Here is a 16,888-nt window from a genome sequence, read left to right as displayed (position 1 = left end):
CGTGGAAACCGGGTTACTAGACGCATTTGCCGAAGAATATAAACAACTGCTTGATTCGGAGCTGCGTGCATTAGTTGAAAAACTGGATGCGCCTTCTGTTATCAAGGAATCGATGATTTATTCCCTAGAAGCAGGCGGAAAAAGAATTCGCCCCCTATTACTATTTGCAACCTTAGACGCGTTTGGAATCAATCCGGAAAAGGGACTGCCCGCTGCAGCAGCGATTGAAATGATCCATACATACTCCTTAATCCATGATGATTTGCCTAGCATGGATAATGACGATTTAAGGAGAGGAAAACCGACCAATCATAAAGTATTTGGTGAGGCTGTTGCTGTTTTAGCAGGAGATGCTTTACTAACCTATAGCTTTGAAGTCGTTGGTAAGCTTCCAAATGATTTTGCTTCGGAAAGCACAAAGTTAAAGCTAGTGGTTGAAATGGCTAAAGCGGCTGGGGCAGAAGGAATGGTCGGCGGACAAGTTGCTGACATGGAGGGAGAAGGGAAGCAACTCTCGTTAGAAGAGCTAGAGTATATACATATTCATAAAACGGGAAAGCTGCTGAAGTATAGCGTAGCAGCGGGTGCTATTTTGGCGGAGGCAAGTCAGAGCCAATTAAATCTTTTGTCTTCCTTTGCCCATCATTTAGGTATTGCATTTCAAATACAAGATGATATTCTGGACTTGGTTGGGAATCAGCAAGTAATTGGGAAGCCCGTTGGAAGTGATACTGCCAACCATAAATGCACCTATCCTCAATTATTATCTTTGGAAGGCGCAAAAGCCGCTTTAAATAACCAAATAAATCTGGCAAAGGAATATCTTGATAAAACGGGATTACATACAAATTTATTAAAAGAAATAACGGATTTAGTCGCTTCAAGAGATCATTAATGTTGGCCGTTTGAGGCAATGAAATTAGTGTGTTATAATCGTTTTTAATGTGAACGTAGTTACTGCCGTTATCACCTATCGTGCTAGCGGCTATTTTTTCAATTGAAGCTTAAGTGAGAAATCGTATGAAAGTGAGTGGTCCAAAAATGGATTTATTATCAATAAAGGACCCATCCTTTTTAAAAGGGATGTCGAATAAAGAGTTGGAAGCATTGGGGCAGGAAATTCGCCAATTCTTAGTTGAAAAACTGTCTGTTACAGGTGGCCATATTGGACCGAATCTTGGTGTCGTTGAATTAACCATAGCTTTACATAAATGTTTTGACAGTCCAAAGGATAAAATTATTTGGGATGTTGGCCATCAATCCTATGTCCATAAAATCTTAACTGGAAGAGCATGTGAATTTGATACTTTACGCCAATATAAAGGTCTTTGCGGATTTCCAAAGAGGAATGAAAGTGAGCACGATGTTTGGGAAACAGGTCACAGCTCGACGTCACTCTCAGCCGCAATGGGGATGGCCATTGCCAGGGATTTAAAAAAGGAAAGATCCTTTGTCGTGCCCGTGATCGGTGACGGTGCATTAACAGGAGGAATGGCATTAGAAGCATTAAATCATATTGGTCATGAAAAAAAGATATGATTGTTATATTAAATGATAATGAAATGTCAATTGCTCCTAATGTAGGGGCTCTTCATAATATTCTTGGCCAATTGCGTACTGCCGGGAAATATCAATGGGTAAAAGACGAGCTTGAGGTGCTATTAAAGAAAGTGCCGGCCGTCGGCGGTAAATTAGCCGCAACAGCAGAACGGATCAAAGATAGCCTCAAGTACTTAGTGGTATCGGGCATGTTTTTTGAAGAGTTAGGATTTACCTATTTAGGTCCGATTGATGGCCATAACTTTGATAATTTATTTGAGAGCTTAAATAATGCTAAAAAGACGGAAGGACCTGTTCTTCTCCATGTCATCACCAAGAAGGGTAAGGGCTATCAGCCGGCAGAAAGTGATAAAATAGGAACTTGGCATGGAACGGGTCCGTATAAGATGAATACAGGTGATTTTGTTAAACCAGCTAAGAAACAGCCGCCTGCATGGAGCAGTTTAGTAAGTGAAACCGTTCGAAAGCTTGCACGCTCAGATGAACGAATTGTCGCGATTACACCTGCGATGCCGGTGGGGTCTAAGCTTGAAGGCTTTGCTTCAGAGTTCCCTGAGCGAATGTATGATGTCGGGATTGCTGAACAGCATGCTGCGACGGTTGCGGCAGGATTGGCAACGCAAAATATGAAACCTTTTTTAGCGATTTATTCAACTTTTTTACAACGAGCCTATGACCAGGTTGTCCATGACATTTGCAGGCAAAATTTAAATGTTTTTATTGGAATCGATCGGGCAGGTTTAGTAGGTGCTGATGGTGAAACACACCAAGGTGTGTTCGATATTGCCTTCTTAAGACATATACCAAATATTGTCCTAATGATGCCGAAAGATGAAAATGAAGGTCAGCATATGGTATATACCGCGCTGAATTATGATGATGGACCAATCGCGATGAGATTCCCGCGCGGCAATGGGGTTGGAGTACCAATGGATGAGGAGTACCATAACATTCCGATTGGTACATGGGAGGTTTTAAAAGAAGGCGATGATGCGGCAATATTAACTTTTGGAACCACTATTCCAATTGCCATGGAGGCAGCAGAGGTTTTAGAAAAACAAGGAGTTTCTGTTAAGGTTGTAAATGCCAGATTTATTAAGCCTCTGGATGAACAATTACTGACCAGCCTATTAGAAAAAAACATCCCGCTCCTCACTATCGAGGAAGCTGTCTTGCAGGGCGGTTTTGGCAGTGCTGTTCTAGAGTATGCACAGACTCAAGGATTTTATCAGGCCCAAATAGATAGAATTGGAATTCCGGATCAATTTATTGAACATGGGGATGTGGGCTCCTTGCTTGAAGAAATAGGTTTAACAAAGGAAGAAGTAGTTAAGAGAATTTCGAATCTGGCTCGGAAGAAAAAGCAAAGGGCATTATGATGAAAAATAAAGAACGATTAGATGTAGTACTCGTGGAACGAGGCTTAATTGAGACGCGGGAAAAGGCAAAAAGAGCCATTATGGCAGGGCTTGTTTATACAAACGAAGAACGATTAGATAAACCCGGTGAAAAGGTAAAGGTCGATATTCCGTTGAATATTAAAGGGAATATGCTGCCATATGTCAGCCGAGGTGGATTAAAGCTAGAAAAGGCACTAAAGGTTTTTGATGTAAATGTAGCAGGGAAGATATTATTAGATATTGGAGCTTCAACTGGAGGGTTCACGGATTGTGCACTGCAGAATGGGGCGAAAATGTCTTATGCCCTTGATGTTGGATACAATCAGCTTGCTTGGAAGCTAAGGCAGGATGAACGCGTTGTCGTGATGGAAAGAACGAATTTCCGCTATGTAACGCCTGCCGATTTAAGCGGAGAAATGCCTAACTTTGCATCGATTGATGTTTCATTCATTTCACTAACATTGATATTGCCAGTGTTAAAAACACTTCTTGTTTCTGGAAGTGATATTGTTGCCCTTATAAAGCCGCAATTTGAGGCTGGACGTGATCAGGTTGGGAAAAAAGGAATTGTTCGGGATGAAAAAGTACATTTACAAGTAATAGAAAAAATTATTCATTTTTCTATCGAACAAGGTTTCTCAGTAACAAACTTGTCATATTCACCAATAACCGGCGGTGATGGAAATATTGAATTTTTACTACACCTTAAATGGGATGGTGATTGTGAGACGGGAAGAAACAACCTGCCTGTCAGCCCGCTGGAGGTAGTGAAAAATTCGCACTTAGAATTTAAAACCAAACAAACTCCAGAAGGATAAGCTGATGCTTATCCTTCTGTTTGTCCAGCATCAAACGCCTTCCGCTTTTCTTTGTATTAAAATGTATTTTTATGCTACGATATGAGAAGAGGCGACATTTTAGTACAAATTACTCAGATTGCTTTCATTAACTATGGGGTGAAATAATGAATAAAGGGCAACGCCATATTAAAATTAGAGAGATTATTGCCGGCAACGATATTGAAACACAGGACGAGCTAGTGGATGAACTGAAAAGTGCAGGCTATAATGTAACGCAGGCAACGGTTTCACGGGATATAAAAGAATTGCATCTTGTTAAGGTTCCCTTAATAGATGGTCGTTATAAATACAGTCTTCCTGCAGACCAAAGATTTAATCCATTACAGAAACTAAAACGTTCACTGATTGATGCCTTTGTGAGAATAGACTCGGCCGGACACTTACTTGTGATGAAATGCCTGCCCGGAAATGCCATGGCGATTGGTGCACTAATCGATAATCTTGATTGGGAAGAAATATTAGGAACGATTTGTGGTGACGATACGATGTTAATTATTTGCCGAACACCGGAAGATACAGAAGTCATCACGAACCGATTTCTAGATATGCTTTAATTTGGGGGAGAGTTTCTTGTTAGCAGAACTATCAATAAAAAATTTCGCCATTATCGAAGCCTTATCCATCTCGTTTGAAAAAGGATTAACTGTTTTAACCGGAGAAACCGGTGCCGGAAAGTCCATTATTATTGATGCGATTCATTTACTTGTAGGCGGAAGGGGATCGGCAGAATTTGTCCGTCACGGTGAAGAAAAGGCAGAAATAGAAGGGTTATTCCAGTTAGATGCCCCTGACCATCCAATTATGTTGAAAGCACTGGAATTCGGAATCGATATTGAAGAAGGTATGGTGGTTTTACGGCGCGATATTTCTCGTACAGGAAAAAGCGTCTGCCGTATTAACGGAAAATTAGTAACGATTTCAACACTACGGGAAATTGGCGGCACGCTTGTAGATATCCACGGTCAGCATGAGCATCAGGAACTGATGGATGAAACAAGACATTTACCATTGCTCGATCAATTTGGCTTTGAGGAAATACAGCCGGCGCTACGTGAATATTTGCAGGTTTATCGCAGATACGAACATACTTTACATAAGTTAAAGCAATTGAGTGAAAATGATCAGCAGACAGCCCATCGACTTGATTTAATTCAATTTCAATTAGATGAAATTCAAAAGGCCAACTTAAAGCCTAATGAAGATGATGAGCTTGCCGAGGAAAAAAGGAAACTGGGGAATTTTGAACGGGTATTTGAATCCATCCAATCAGGTTATACTGCCTTACATGGTGAACAGAAGGGGCTTGATTGGATTGGAATGGTCATGGGCTCCCTAGAGGATGCTGCCTCACTTGACCCGGCATATAAAGATATATTTGAATCCGTATCGAACAGTTTCTATCAATTGGAAGATGCAGCCCGGACATTACGAAATGAATTGGATGTATTAGAATATGATCCTGGGCGGTTAAATGAAATTGAAGACCGCTTAAATGAAATAAATCAGCTCAAACGAAAATATGGCAAAACAATTGATGAAATTGTTGAATATGCAGCAAAAATTGAAGAAGAGATCGAAACACTGCAAAATAAAGAAACGCATATTGGAGAACTGGAAAAAGAATTAGTTTCAATAAAAAAAGACTTAGTTCTGGAAGCAAAACAATTAACGGAACTGCGGCATAAATGGGCCCAAAAGCTGACAAAATTAATCCATAAAGAACTAAAGGAATTGTATATGGCGAAAACGGTTTTTGAGATCCGCTTTGAATCAACCCTGCAGCATTTTTCAAAAAATGGTGTTGACCACGTAGGATTTTATATCTCAACAAATCCTGGAGAACCATTAAAGCCGTTATCAAAAGTTGCATCCGGTGGGGAATTATCGCGAATTATGTTGGCTCTTAAAAGCATTTTTTCAAAGCATCAAGGAGTTACTTCCATTATTTTTGACGAGGTAGATACTGGCGTGAGTGGAAGAGTTGCCCAATCCATTGCGGAAAAAATCTATAAAGTGGCTTCCGGTTCACAAGTATTGTGTATCTCCCATTTACCACAGGTGGCAGCTATGGCGGATACGCATTTGTTTATTTCAAAGGTTATTAAAGGCGGAAGAACAAAAACGTCTGTCACTCCTTTAGATGTTGAAGAAAAAATAAAGGAAATCGGTCGAATGATTTCTGGTGCCGAAATCACTGATTTAACGAAAAAACATGCAGAGGAATTACTGCAATTAGCAGTAAAAACGAAGGTAAATTGAAAAGCTTCCCAATTTGGGCAGCTTTTTTATGTTTATACCAGTTATAAATGATTGTCAAGGAGGCAAAATTATAGATGTAGCCATTTCATTGTAGTGAAAAGAAGCGAGGAGAGTGAAAAATTTGAAGTTAGAAATAATTAGAAAAATCATTGGTGGAATTCTCCTTGTTTCATTAATTAGTCTTATTTTCTTTCAGCCTCTACAGCAATACCTTGCAATACCAAAGACAATAACGGTTTTTGAAGGACAAGATTATACTTTCCAAAAGGCTGCTCCGGTATCAGCCGCCCTAAAAGTTAATTCTCACAAATCGAATATCACCCTTGACCAGGAATCTCATTCGGTATCCGTAAAAGCAACTGAAAAAGGCAAAAATGAAATGCTTTTGGAATATGCAGGTATCCCCATTAAAAAGGTCGATGTTCATGTCTTAAACGATTTCAGAGTACTCCCCGGTGGTCAATCAATTGGTGTAAAATTAAATACTGTAGGCGTATTGGTTGTTGGTCACCATCAAATCAACACGGAAAATGGGAAAAAGTCTCCCGGTGAAATTGCAGGAATAAAAATCGGAGATATCATTACAGAAATTAATGGCAGCAAAGTTGAAAAGATGACTGACGTTGCTCCATTTGTGCAAACAGCAGGACTAGATGGTAAAGCACTTGATATGGTAATTAGTCGTGAAAGCGGCAAATTTACTACAAAACTCACCCCGTTAAAAGATAAAGGGGAAAACACGTACAAGCTTGGTCTATATATCAGAGATTCTGCTGCCGGTATCGGAACAATGACCTTTGTTCATCCACAATCTAAAAAATATGGTGCCCTGGGACATGTCATATCAGATATGGATACAAAGCAGCCAATTGTGGTTGAAGACGGTCAAATTGTCCGTTCGACGGTTACCTCAATAGAAAAAGGAAGTAATGGAGATCCTGGCGAAAAGCTCGCCCGTTTTTCGACTGATCGTGAAGTGGTTGGAAATATTCAAAAAAATAGCCCATTTGGAATCTTTGGAGAATTGAATAAAGATTTAAAAAATGGAGTCTTAGACAAACCGCTCCCAATTGCGTTATCACATCAAGTAAAAGAGGGACCGGCAAAAATTTTAACAGTAGTAAATAATGACAAAGTAGAAGAATTTACGATTGAAATTGTCAGCACAATTCCGCAAAAGTTTCCAGCAACAAAAGGGATGGTTATTAAGGTAACTGATCCCAAGCTCCTCGAAAAAACAGGAGGAATTGTTCAAGGTATGAGCGGCAGTCCGATTATACAAGATGGGAAGCTGATTGGTGCCGTAACACATGTCTTTGTCAATGATCCCACTTCAGGATATGGGGTGCACATCGAGTGGATGCTAAATGAAGCTGGAATTAATATATACGAAACACCAAAAAATAAAGCCAGTTAAATTTGAAGATCAGGGCACAATTAAAAGCAAAATAGGATAAATCACCTATTTTGCTTCTCTTTTTTTGATATTTTTCGACAGAATACAGTAAAATTTTGGATATATTGCAAATTTAGTCGAAAATGAAAGGAAAATAAAGAAAAGATAAGATTTTATCACTAATTTAAGAAATATTAAAAAAATGAGAGGATTTTTTGTTGCATTGTCGAATTTCTTATTTAGAATAGAATTAAGACATGAGAAAAGATTAAGGATAAAAATGAAATAGAGATCTGATTTGAATGAGGAGGAACCGGAATTGAAGAAGATAAAGGTTTGTGTTGTGGATGATAATAGAGAGCTAGTTGGATTATTAGAGGACTATATTTCGTCCCAAGATGATATGGAAGTTGTTGGTATTGCTCATAATGGTCAAGAGTGCTTGGATATGTTAGCTTCAACTGACCCAGATGTACTTGTATTAGATATTATTATGCCGCATCTTGACGGATTGGCAGTTCTCGAGCGATTACGTGAATTAAAAAAGGGCTCACTGCCAAATGTCATTATGCTTACGGCTTTTGGGCAAGAAGATGTAACAAAAAAGGCCGTTGAACTTGGTGCTTCTTATTTTATCCTAAAACCATTTGATATGGAGAACCTTGGCAGCCATATTAGACAAGTGAGCGGGAATACCAATTCATTTACTCGTAAGGCTCCGACAACAAGTTACCGTTCCCAATCAGAACAAAAACCCAAAAATTTAGATGCCAGCATTACAAGCATCATTCATGAAATTGGGGTTCCGGCACATATTAAAGGCTATTTATATTTACGTGAAGCTATTTCAATGGTCTATAATGATATTGAGCTTTTAGGTTCGATCACAAAAGTATTATATCCGGATATCGCCAAAAAATATAACACGACCGCAAGCCGTGTTGAGCGTGCCATTCGTCATGCTATTGAAGTGGCATGGAGCCGCGGCAATATTGACTCCATTTCCTCCTTATTTGGCTATACAGTAAGTATGTCAAAGGCGAAGCCAACAAATTCCGAGTTTATTGCCATGGTCGCTGATAAATTACGCCTTGAGCATAAGGCTTCTTGAAAAGAACAATAAAAAAAAGAGCCTTCATTTTTTGAAGGCTCTTTCTGTTTATTTACGTTAAACTATTCTTTTTTCTTCTCCAATTCCATCATTTTTTGAATGAGAATATGTTGTGGCATATGCATAAGCTGTTCTATCGGTACATTTAATTTCTCTGCTAATTTAAGGGCTGTCTCAGGTGATAGTTGTAAGGGTTTCATATGTAATTCCTCCATTTTTAAAGTTGGGAAGTGAAAGGATGACACAGATTTTTGCACACCGAGGGTACTCGGCTTTATTTGCTGAAAATACAATGAGTGCTTTTTTAGAAGCAGAAAAAGCAGGTGCAGATGGATTAGAGCTTGATGTTCAATTGACTAAAGATGGTGAAATCGTCGTAATCCATGATGAAAAAGTTGATCGTACCTCAAGCGGAACTGGGTTTGTTAAAGATTTTTCATTTAAAGAAATTCGAAAACTAAACGCAAATAAAAAGGGTGTTAAAAAGGAGCCGATTCCATCTTTAATTGAAGTGTTTGAATGGATGAAATCAAATAAAATTATATGTAATATTGAATTAAAAAACGGTCTGATTCCTTATGAAGGCATGGAAGAAAAGGTTATTGAGCTTATCCGCAAATACGGTTTATCTGACAGGATTATTATTTCCTCTTTTAATCACTATAGTATCGTATATTGTTATAGGATTGCACCTGAAATTGAAACGGCCCCCCTTTTTATTGAAGGGATTTATATGCCGTGGATTTACGCTCAGTCCATAAGGGCAAAGGGGATTCATCCTAAACATTCGGCCATGTCAGATAATATTTTTATCAATACGATGGAAAATGGGATTGCTGTCCGCCCATATACCGTTAATAAGGACACGGATATGCACCGGCTATTTAACATTAATTGCACGGCTATTATTACTGATGATCCCATTAAGGCGAAGCGAATAAGGAAACAATATGAAAAGAGACCATAATGGCCTCTTTTTATTTTTTAAATCTCTGTTGGACTTTATTTCTTTTTCGATCGCGCCGAAAAATAAAACCTGCGACAAACCCAAGTCCACCGATAAAAAGGATTAAACCAACCAGAAATTGCAGCAAAAGATTTGGGAATGGGGCTTGGAAAATCCCAAAAGTCATATCTCGCATTAATTTAATTCCAAAAGCTGCTAACGCGCCTGGAATCACTAATATGATAAGGGCAATAATACGTATCATAAATAAATCCTTCCACATTCAATTTTTTCAAAGTATCTCTATTTAATTATATCTAATGAAAATATTATTACATAGTTGAAAATTGTCAAGGAGTGTTTTTAGAGATAAAATAACAATGAAGAATATTGCATGTTTTTTTCTGGATTAGAGTGAAAAAAATTTCTTTTCGTGCAAAGGGGTAGAAAAGATGCAAAATATTATGATTGTTGGCGCTGGGAAGGGCGGGACGGCAATCTTAAAGATCTTAAAAGAATCAGAAGTCTTAAAGGTCATAGTAGTCATTGATCGGAATGTGGATGCACCAGGTATTTTATTAGCTAAACAAGAGGGGATTAAAACCGGAACAAGCTGGCAGTCCTTTCTAACTGATCACATCGATATTATAATTGAGGTAACAGGGAATGACACTGTTTTTCAAGAATTGCGAGAGGCTAAAAATAAAAAAACAGTTTTGATTCCTGGGAGTGTTGCTTTCCTAGTTGCCAAATTAATGGAGGAAAAAGAAGAACTTGTTGCTAAGCACCAGCATGAATCCTATCAGCAGGAGTTAATTTTTAATGCGGCCAATGATGGGATGGTGGTGATTGATCGTAATGGAAAGGTGATTTTGTTTAACAAACGCGCAGAAGAAATAATGGGGGTAACAAGGGCCCAGGCCATTGGGAAACCGGTCCTAAAAGTCATTCCAACCAGCAGGCTCCCAATCATTCTTGAAACAAGAAGAACAGAGTCAAATCAAGAAATGGTATTAAGTAATGAGCGAAAAATTATTACAACCCGAATTCCAATTATTGAAGAAAATGGGACATTGATTGGTGCATTTGCGGTCTTTAAGGATATAACGGAGGTTGTGAATCTTGCGGAGGAAATCACTGATTTAAAGGAAATCCAAACGATGCTGCAAGCAATCATCCATTCTAGTGATGATGCCATTTCCGTTGTCGATGAGAATGGACGGGGAATCCTTATTAATCCTGCCTATACCCGAATTACGGGTCTTACGCAAGAGCAGGTAATCGGGAAGCCCGCAACAGCAGATATTTCTGAAGGAGAAGGGGAAAGTATGCATATGAAAGTCCTTCAAACGAGACGTGCTGTTCGCGGTGTACCGATGAAATTGGGTCCAAATAAAAAGGAAGTCATTGTGAATGTCGCACCAATCATCGTCAAAGGGAAATTAAAGGGCAGTGTTGGTGTTATTCATGACATGTCAGAAATGAAATCGCTTAGCAGGGAATTAAGCCGCGCGAGGCAGATTATCCGCACATTAGAAGCTAAATACACCTTTGAGGATATTATCGCGCAATCTGATGAAATGATGCTTGCGATTGAGCAGGCAAGATTAGGAGCAAAGACACCTGCAACTGTCCTTCTCCGTGGAGAATCCGGAACAGGTAAAGAGTTATTTGCCCATGCGATACATAATGCCAGTGATCGAAAATATAACAAATTTGTCCGCGTCAATTGTGCAGCTCTATCCGAATCTCTATTAGAAAGTGAATTATTTGGTTATGAGGAGGGAGCCTTTTCAGGTGCCATCCGTGGAGGCAAGCGAGGTCTTTTTGAAGAAGCAAATAACGGCAGTATTTTTCTTGATGAAATTGGTGAGCTTTCCGCAAATACCCAGGCAAAGCTGCTTAGGGTGCTGCAGGAAAATGAAATCATCCGAGTAGGCGGTACAAAGCCCGTCACAATCAATGTCAGGGTGATTGCTGCCACCAATGTTAATTTAGAAAAAGGTATTGCCAAAGGATCCTTTAGGGAAGACTTATACTATCGTTTAAATCGTATGCCCATTCAAATTCCGCCGCTTCGAAACCGAATAGAAGAAATTCCAGTTTTATGTGAGAGACTGATTCAAAAAATAAACCGTGATTATGGAAGAAATGTTGAAGGTGTGACAAAGAAGGCTTTACATCAATTAATGGGGTATGATTGGCCTGGGAACGTTCGAGAATTAGAAAATATACTGGGCAGGGCCATTATCTTTATGAATTATTATGAAACACTTATTGATGCTCATCATTTGCCAGTTTTAAAAAATAAGAAGAGCGGTAATGAGAATTTTATAACAAAATCAAGTGAATCCCTTGGATTAGACCAATCCTTATCCGAAATGTTGGAAGATTACGAAGCTAAAATCATACAGCAAACACTATTGCGATTAAATGGTAATAAAACATTGACTGCAAAAACCTTAGGTCTGTCTGTGAGAAATTTATATTATAAACTCGAAAAATATAATCTTGAAAAAAACAGCATGCAATAAATTTCACAGTATGAAAATTCTTGCATTGCTCGCGTTGCAGGAAATAAAGCGTTTACATACAAATGGTTTGGCACAGTTCTTGCATAATATTAGTTCGGAGCTGCAGTAATTTGGAGAAAGGGTTGATGACAACTTGTTGCTGGATTCACTGATTGATAAAGCAACCCAGAAAGGTATTCATACAGTTGCGGTTGCCGCGGCAGAAGATGTTGAAGTCATTGAAGCTGTACTTGACGCAGCAGGACGAAATCTTGCTCAATTTATCTTGTTCGGAAATAAAGAAAAAATTACTTCACTTATCGAAATGAAAAAACACGAACCGTTCCGCCATAAAAATATAAAAATTGTCGAATCTGGTTCCATTGCTACGGCCGCTGAATTAGCCGTTAGGGCTGTGTCAAATAAAGAGGCAGACGTATTAATGAAAGGCAACGTCCAAACGGACATACTTTTAAAAGCTGTCTTAAATAAGGAATATGGTCTTAGAACAGGAAATGTTTTATCGCATGCTGCTTTTTTTGAAATTCCCGGTTACAATCGTTTTATCATTGTAACGGACGCTGCAATGAATATTGCTCCTGATTTAATGCAAAAAGCACAAATCATTCATAATACTGTTTCATTAGCCAAGTCCGTTGGAATCGACAATCCGAAAGTGGCACCTATTGCTGCAGTAGAGGTAGTAAATCCTGCTATGCAGGCAACCGTGGATGCTGCTGCCCTAACAATGATGAATAAGAGAGGGCAAATTCCCGGCTGTATCGTTGATGGACCACTTGGTTTAGATAATGCCGTTTCAGCGCTTGCAGCGGAACACAAAGGGATATCAAGTGAAGTGGCGGGAAAAGCCAATATTTTATTGGTACCTGCCATTGAGGTAGGCAATGCATTATATAAATCATTAATTTATTTTGCAAAGGCAAAGGTAGGTGCCGTTATTGCTGGGGCAAAAGCACCAATTGTGTTAACCTCTAGAGCTGATTCTGCTGAAAGCAAGCTATATTCTCTTGCGTTAGCGTTATGCTGTGTTAAAAAATAGATACTTACATTCGAGGAGGAATAAACAATGGAAATCTTCAAGTATTTAGAGAAATATGATTATGAGCAAGTGGTATTCTGCCAAGATAAACAATCAGGTTTAAAAGCGATTATCGCTATTCATGATACAACACTCGGACCTGCACTTGGCGGCACCCGCATGTGGACATATGCATCAGAAGAAGCAGCCATTGAAGATGCTCTTAGACTTGCCAAAGGGATGACATATAAAAATGCAGCAGCAGGGTTAAATCTTGGCGGCGGTAAAACCGTAATCATTGGCGACCCGCGTAAAGATAAAAATGAGGAAATGTTCCGTGCATTTGGCCGTTACATCCAAGGTTTGAATGGACGATACATTACAGCTGAGGACGTCGGTACAACTGTTGCTGATATGGATCTCATACACGAAGAAACAGATTATGTTACAGGGATCTCTCCTGCATTCGGCTCATCAGGCAATCCTTCTCCAGTAACAGCCTTCGGTGTATACCGTGGGATGAAGGCTGCTGCGAAAGAGGCTTTTGGATCTGACTCCCTAGAAGGAAAAGTGGTTGCGATTCAAGGTGTTGGAAATGTAGCCTATACACTTTGCCAATACCTGCATGAAGAAGGTGCGCAGCTGATTGTAACGGACATTAATAAAGAAGCAGTAAATCGTGCAGTAGAAGCGTTCGGTGCGCGTGCAGTCGACCCGGATGAGATTTATAGTGTCGAATGTGATATCTATGCACCGTGTGCGCTAGGTGCAACCATTAATGATGATACAATCCCACAATTAAAAGCAAAAGTAATTGCGGGTTCTGCTAACAACCAATTAAAAGACACAAGACACGGCGATATTATTCATGAAATGGGGATTGTGTATGCTCCGGATTATGTCATAAATGCCGGCGGTGTTATTAATGTTGCGGATGAGCTTTATGGCTACAACCAAGAACGGGCAATGAAAAAAGTGGAGCAACTCTATGCCACAATTGAAAAAGTAATTGAAATTTCAAAACGTGATGGCATTCCAACTTATGTTGCAGCTGATCGCATGGCTGAAGAGAGAATTGAAAGAATCCGTAATTCCAGAAGTCAATTCTTGCAAAATGGCCACCACATCTTGAGTCATAGAATCTCAAGATAGGCAGATTTTCACAAAAAACCATGACGGCAAAGCGCTGAATTTTTGTTCAGCGCGTTTGCCTTTCAATAGATGTTTTTGTTAAATGGAGGTTACGAAATTGCCAGATAAAGAATATCGGATTCTCATCATCAATCCTGGCTCAACATCTACCAAGATTGGAGTCTTTGATAATGAAATTTCCATATTTGAAAAAACCATCCGCCACGAGGCAGAAATAATTAATTCCTACTCCACAATTATTGAGCAATATGAATTTAGAAAAACAACCATTTTGGAAACACTGGATCAAGAGGGAATTAATATATCCAAATTATCTGCTGTTTGCGGCCGAGGGGGATTATTGCGCCCGATTGAAGGCGGAACATATGCGGTTAATGACTTGATGCTGGAGGATTTACGGAATGGTTTTTCCGGGCAGCATGCATCAAATCTCGGCGGTATACTTGCCTATGAAATTGCGGAAGGCCTTAATATCCCATCGTTTATTGTCGATCCGGTCGTTGTCGATGAACTTGCCCCGATTGCAAGAATCTCCGGGTTCGCTTTAATTGAAAGGAAGAGTATCTTTCATGCGCTAAACCAAAAAGCCGTTGCACGAAGAGTAGCAAAGGATTTAGGGAAAAAATATAACGAATTAAATCTGATTGTGACCCATATGGGCGGCGGCATTACCGTTGGGGTCCATAAACAGGGTAAGGTTGTTGATGTTAACAACGGCCTGCATGGTGAAGGTCCATTAAGTCCTGAACGTGCGGGAACGGTGCCTGCAGGTGATTTGATCGCGCTTTGTTATTCAGGTGAATATTATCGGGAAGAATTAATGAAGAAATTGGTAGGCCAAGGCGGGCTTATCGGCTACCTTGGTACCAGTGATGCAGTGAATGTGGAAAAAAGAATTGAAGCTGGTGATCAAGAGGCAAAGCTTGTGTATGAGGCAATGGCCTATCAGGTTGCCAAGGAAATTGGTGCGGCTAGTACTGTCCTTTCAGGCAAAGTGGATGCTATTATATTAACAGGCGGTCTGGCTTACGGTAAAGGCTTTGTGAAATCAATCAGCGACCGAATCAATTGGATTGCTGATATTATTGTTCAGCCGGGTGAAGATGAATTGCAAGCATTGGCTGAAGGAGCACTTCGTGTCTTGCGTGGTGAAGAAGCAGTAAAAGTGTATCAGGAGAAATGTAAGACAGCAAAAATTTAAGGAAAATGGGGAGGAAAAAAAGTGGCACAAGAATACGATTTGGTCATACTTGGCGGTGGAACGGGAGGCTATGTAGCTGCCATTCGTGCCTCGCAGCTGGGATTAAAAACAGCGATTGTGGAGAAAGGAAAACTTGGCGGCACATGCCTTCATAAAGGCTGCATTCCAAGTAAGGCACTGCTTCGAAGTGCAGAGGTTTATGCTACAGCTAAACATAGCGAGGACTTTGGAGTGATTACAAGCGAAGTCTCGTTAGATTTTGGTAAAGTACAGCAGCGGAAAAATAAAATTATTGACCAATTACATAAAGGTGTTCAGCATTTAATGAAACAAGGCAAGATTGATGTTTTTGAGGGATTAGGACGAATTCTTGGGCCATCCATTTTCTCCCCTATGCCCGGAACGATTTCTGTTGAAATGAACAATGGCGAAGAGAACGAAATGCTAATTCCTAAAAATGTCGTGATTGCCACCGGTTCAAGACCAAGAACACTGCCAGGCCTTGAAATTGACGGGGATTTTGTGATTTCTTCTGACGAAGCCTTACAACTGGAAACACTTCCGGATTCAATTCTTATAGTTGGCGGGGGCGTCATTGGAATTGAATGGGCCTCCATGCTGTCTGACTTTGGAGTGGAGGTTACAGTAATAGAGTATGCCGACAGGATCATTCCGACGGAAGATAAAGAAATCTCAAAAGAAATGCAGCGTTTAATGAAGAAAAAAGGAATCAAACTTGTAACAGGTGCCAAGGTATTGCCGGAAACGCTTGTAAAGGATAATGGGGTTGCCATTTCCGCGGAAGTAAAGAGTGGAGTGAAAGAATTTAAAGCTGAAAAACTTCTTGTTTCGGTCGGCCGCCAGGCAAATACTGAAGGGATTGGACTAGAAAACACCGAAATTCAGGTTGAAAAAGGTTTCATCGTGACAAATGAATTTTTCCAAACGAAGGAATCCCATATGTATGCGATTGGCGATGTAATTGGCGGATTGCAGTTAGCTCACGTAGCCTCACATGAAGGAATCGTTGCTGTTGAACATATAGCGGGGAAAGATCCCTCACCATTTGATTATAATCTAGTATCTAGATGTATCTATAGTAATCCTGAAGTGTCAAGTGTAGGGATTACAGAAGATCAGGCAAAAGAGAATGGTCATAAAGTAAAAGTGGGTAAGTTCTCTTTCAGGGCTATCGGGAAAGCACTGGTTTTTGGAGAATCGGATGGATTTGTGAAAATTGTTGCGGATGAGGAGACCAATGATATTCTAGGGGTGCATATGATTGGTCCGCATGTAACCGATATGATAACAGAAGCCGGCCTTGCGATGGTACTGGATGCCACACCATGGGAAATTGCTCATACTATCCATCCACATCCAACTTTATCAGAAGCAATTGGTGAAGCGGCACTGGCAGTCGAGGGAAAGGCAATTCATTCATAAAGAGTTTT

The 16,888-nt window shown here is 39.9% G+C and carries 14 protein-coding genes and 1 pseudogene; 13 read left to right on the top strand and 2 right to left on the bottom strand.

Going from position 1 to position 16,888, the window contains the following annotated elements; all coding sequences use genetic code 11:
* Position 1 precedes the first annotated feature (1 nt).
* From ACO1D1_RS16710 to spo0A, 7 genes and pseudogenes are all read left to right on the top strand, one after another.
* Positions 2-895 (top strand): polyprenyl synthetase family protein, encoded by an 894-nt coding sequence (locus ACO1D1_RS16710; RefSeq protein ID WP_149870917.1) that lies wholly within the window; start codon positions 2-4, stop codon positions 893-895.
* A gap of 146 nt (positions 896-1,041) precedes the next feature.
* Positions 1,042-2,939, top strand: a pseudogene (dxs, locus tag ACO1D1_RS16705) (1-deoxy-D-xylulose-5-phosphate synthase).
* On the top strand, positions 2,936-3,778 hold the full coding sequence (locus tag ACO1D1_RS16700; protein WP_149870916.1) for a TlyA family RNA methyltransferase: 843 nt from the start codon (positions 2,936-2,938) through the stop codon (positions 3,776-3,778). Before dxs ends, ACO1D1_RS16700 begins: the two are co-directional and overlap by 4 nt.
* Positions 3,779-3,924: 146 nt before the next feature.
* Complete coding sequence (gene ahrC / locus ACO1D1_RS16695; RefSeq protein WP_149870915.1) at positions 3,925-4,374, top strand: transcriptional regulator AhrC/ArgR; 450 nt, start codon at positions 3,925-3,927, stop codon at positions 4,372-4,374.
* 16 nt (positions 4,375-4,390) lie between these two features.
* Positions 4,391-6,079: a DNA repair protein RecN gene (gene recN / locus ACO1D1_RS16690; protein WP_423336505.1), complete on the top strand. Its 1,689-nt coding sequence runs from the start codon at positions 4,391-4,393 to the stop codon at positions 6,077-6,079.
* Positions 6,080-6,191: 112 nt separating this feature from the next.
* Complete coding sequence (spoIVB, locus tag ACO1D1_RS16685) at positions 6,192-7,496, top strand: SpoIVB peptidase (RefSeq protein ID WP_423336504.1); 1,305 nt, start codon at positions 6,192-6,194, stop codon at positions 7,494-7,496.
* Positions 7,497-7,794: 298 nt separating this feature from the next.
* Complete coding sequence (spo0A, locus tag ACO1D1_RS16680; protein WP_149870912.1) at positions 7,795-8,586, top strand: sporulation transcription factor Spo0A; 792 nt, start codon at positions 7,795-7,797, stop codon at positions 8,584-8,586.
* A gap of 62 nt (positions 8,587-8,648) precedes the next feature.
* On the opposite strand, the gene ACO1D1_RS16675 is transcribed toward spo0A, so the two are convergent.
* The gene (locus ACO1D1_RS16675) at positions 8,649-8,786 is read right to left on the bottom strand and encodes a YycC family protein (protein WP_149870911.1); all 138 of its coding nucleotides are present in this window, start codon (positions 8,784-8,786) and stop codon (positions 8,649-8,651) included.
* Positions 8,787-8,824: 38 nt separating this feature from the next.
* On the opposite strand from ACO1D1_RS16675, the gene ACO1D1_RS16670 reads away from it, so the two are divergent.
* The gene (locus ACO1D1_RS16670; RefSeq protein WP_423336503.1) at positions 8,825-9,553 is read left to right on the top strand and encodes a glycerophosphodiester phosphodiesterase; all 729 of its coding nucleotides are present in this window, start codon (positions 8,825-8,827) and stop codon (positions 9,551-9,553) included.
* A 10-nt stretch (positions 9,554-9,563) separates the two neighbouring features.
* Here ACO1D1_RS16670 and ACO1D1_RS16665 read toward each other — a convergent pair whose 3' ends face one another.
* Positions 9,564-9,797: a DUF2627 domain-containing protein gene (locus tag ACO1D1_RS16665; RefSeq protein ID WP_423336513.1), complete on the bottom strand. Its 234-nt coding sequence runs from the start codon at positions 9,795-9,797 to the stop codon at positions 9,564-9,566.
* Positions 9,798-9,984: 187 nt separating this feature from the next.
* On the opposite strand from ACO1D1_RS16665, the gene ACO1D1_RS16660 reads away from it, so the two are divergent.
* The 5 genes from ACO1D1_RS16660 to lpdA all read left to right on the top strand — a co-directional run bounded on the left by ACO1D1_RS16660 (position 9,985) and on the right by lpdA (position 16,880).
* Positions 9,985-12,066 (top strand): sigma-54 interaction domain-containing protein, encoded by a 2,082-nt coding sequence (locus tag ACO1D1_RS16660; RefSeq protein WP_149870909.1) that lies wholly within the window; start codon positions 9,985-9,987, stop codon positions 12,064-12,066.
* 133 nt (positions 12,067-12,199) lie between these two features.
* Entirely contained in the window at positions 12,200-13,105 is a 906-nt protein-coding gene (yqiS, locus tag ACO1D1_RS16655) for a phosphate butyryltransferase (RefSeq protein ID WP_423336502.1), read from the top strand.
* A gap of 27 nt (positions 13,106-13,132) precedes the next feature.
* Positions 13,133-14,236, top strand: a complete 1,104-nt coding sequence (bcd, locus tag ACO1D1_RS16650; RefSeq protein ID WP_149870907.1) for a branched-chain amino acid dehydrogenase — start codon at positions 13,133-13,135, stop codon at positions 14,234-14,236.
* Between the two features lie 82 nt (positions 14,237-14,318).
* Positions 14,319-15,437, top strand: a complete 1,119-nt coding sequence (buk, locus tag ACO1D1_RS16645) for a butyrate kinase (protein WP_423336501.1) — start codon at positions 14,319-14,321, stop codon at positions 15,435-15,437.
* A gap of 21 nt (positions 15,438-15,458) precedes the next feature.
* Positions 15,459-16,880: a dihydrolipoyl dehydrogenase gene (lpdA, locus tag ACO1D1_RS16640; protein WP_149870905.1), complete on the top strand. Its 1,422-nt coding sequence runs from the start codon at positions 15,459-15,461 to the stop codon at positions 16,878-16,880.
* Positions 16,881-16,888: the final 8 nt, after the last annotated feature.

The organism is Neobacillus sp. 19 (genome assembly GCF_049463095.1).
In the GTDB taxonomy this organism is placed as follows: Bacteria; Bacillota; Bacilli; order Bacillales; family Cytobacillaceae; genus Neobacillus.
Note: the sequence above shows the minus strand (reverse complement) of the source record. Positions and strands in the feature narration are given on the sequence as shown.

What these genes read in the sequence shown, in the direction of transcription:
- buk (WP_423336501.1), top strand. Translation starts at nt 14,319, where the DNA reads ATGGAGGTTACGAAATTGCCAGATAAAGAATATCGGATTCTCATCATC.
- ACO1D1_RS16700 (WP_149870916.1), top strand. Translation starts at nt 2,936, where the DNA reads ATGATGAAAAATAAAGAACGATTAGATGTAGTACTCGTGGAACGAGGC.
- ACO1D1_RS16670 (WP_423336503.1), top strand. Translation starts at nt 8,825, where the DNA reads ATGACACAGATTTTTGCACACCGAGGGTACTCGGCTTTATTTGCTGAA.
- ACO1D1_RS16675 (WP_149870911.1), bottom strand. Translation starts at nt 8,786, where the DNA reads ATGAAACCCTTACAACTATCACCTGAGACAGCCCTTAAATTAGCAGAG.
- ACO1D1_RS16660 (WP_149870909.1), top strand. Translation starts at nt 9,985, where the DNA reads ATGCAAAATATTATGATTGTTGGCGCTGGGAAGGGCGGGACGGCAATC.
- ahrC (WP_149870915.1), top strand. Translation starts at nt 3,925, where the DNA reads ATGAATAAAGGGCAACGCCATATTAAAATTAGAGAGATTATTGCCGGC.
- bcd (WP_149870907.1), top strand. Translation starts at nt 13,133, where the DNA reads ATGGAAATCTTCAAGTATTTAGAGAAATATGATTATGAGCAAGTGGTA.
- ACO1D1_RS16665 (WP_423336513.1), bottom strand. Translation starts at nt 9,797, where the DNA reads ATGATACGTATTATTGCCCTTATCATATTAGTGATTCCAGGCGCGTTA.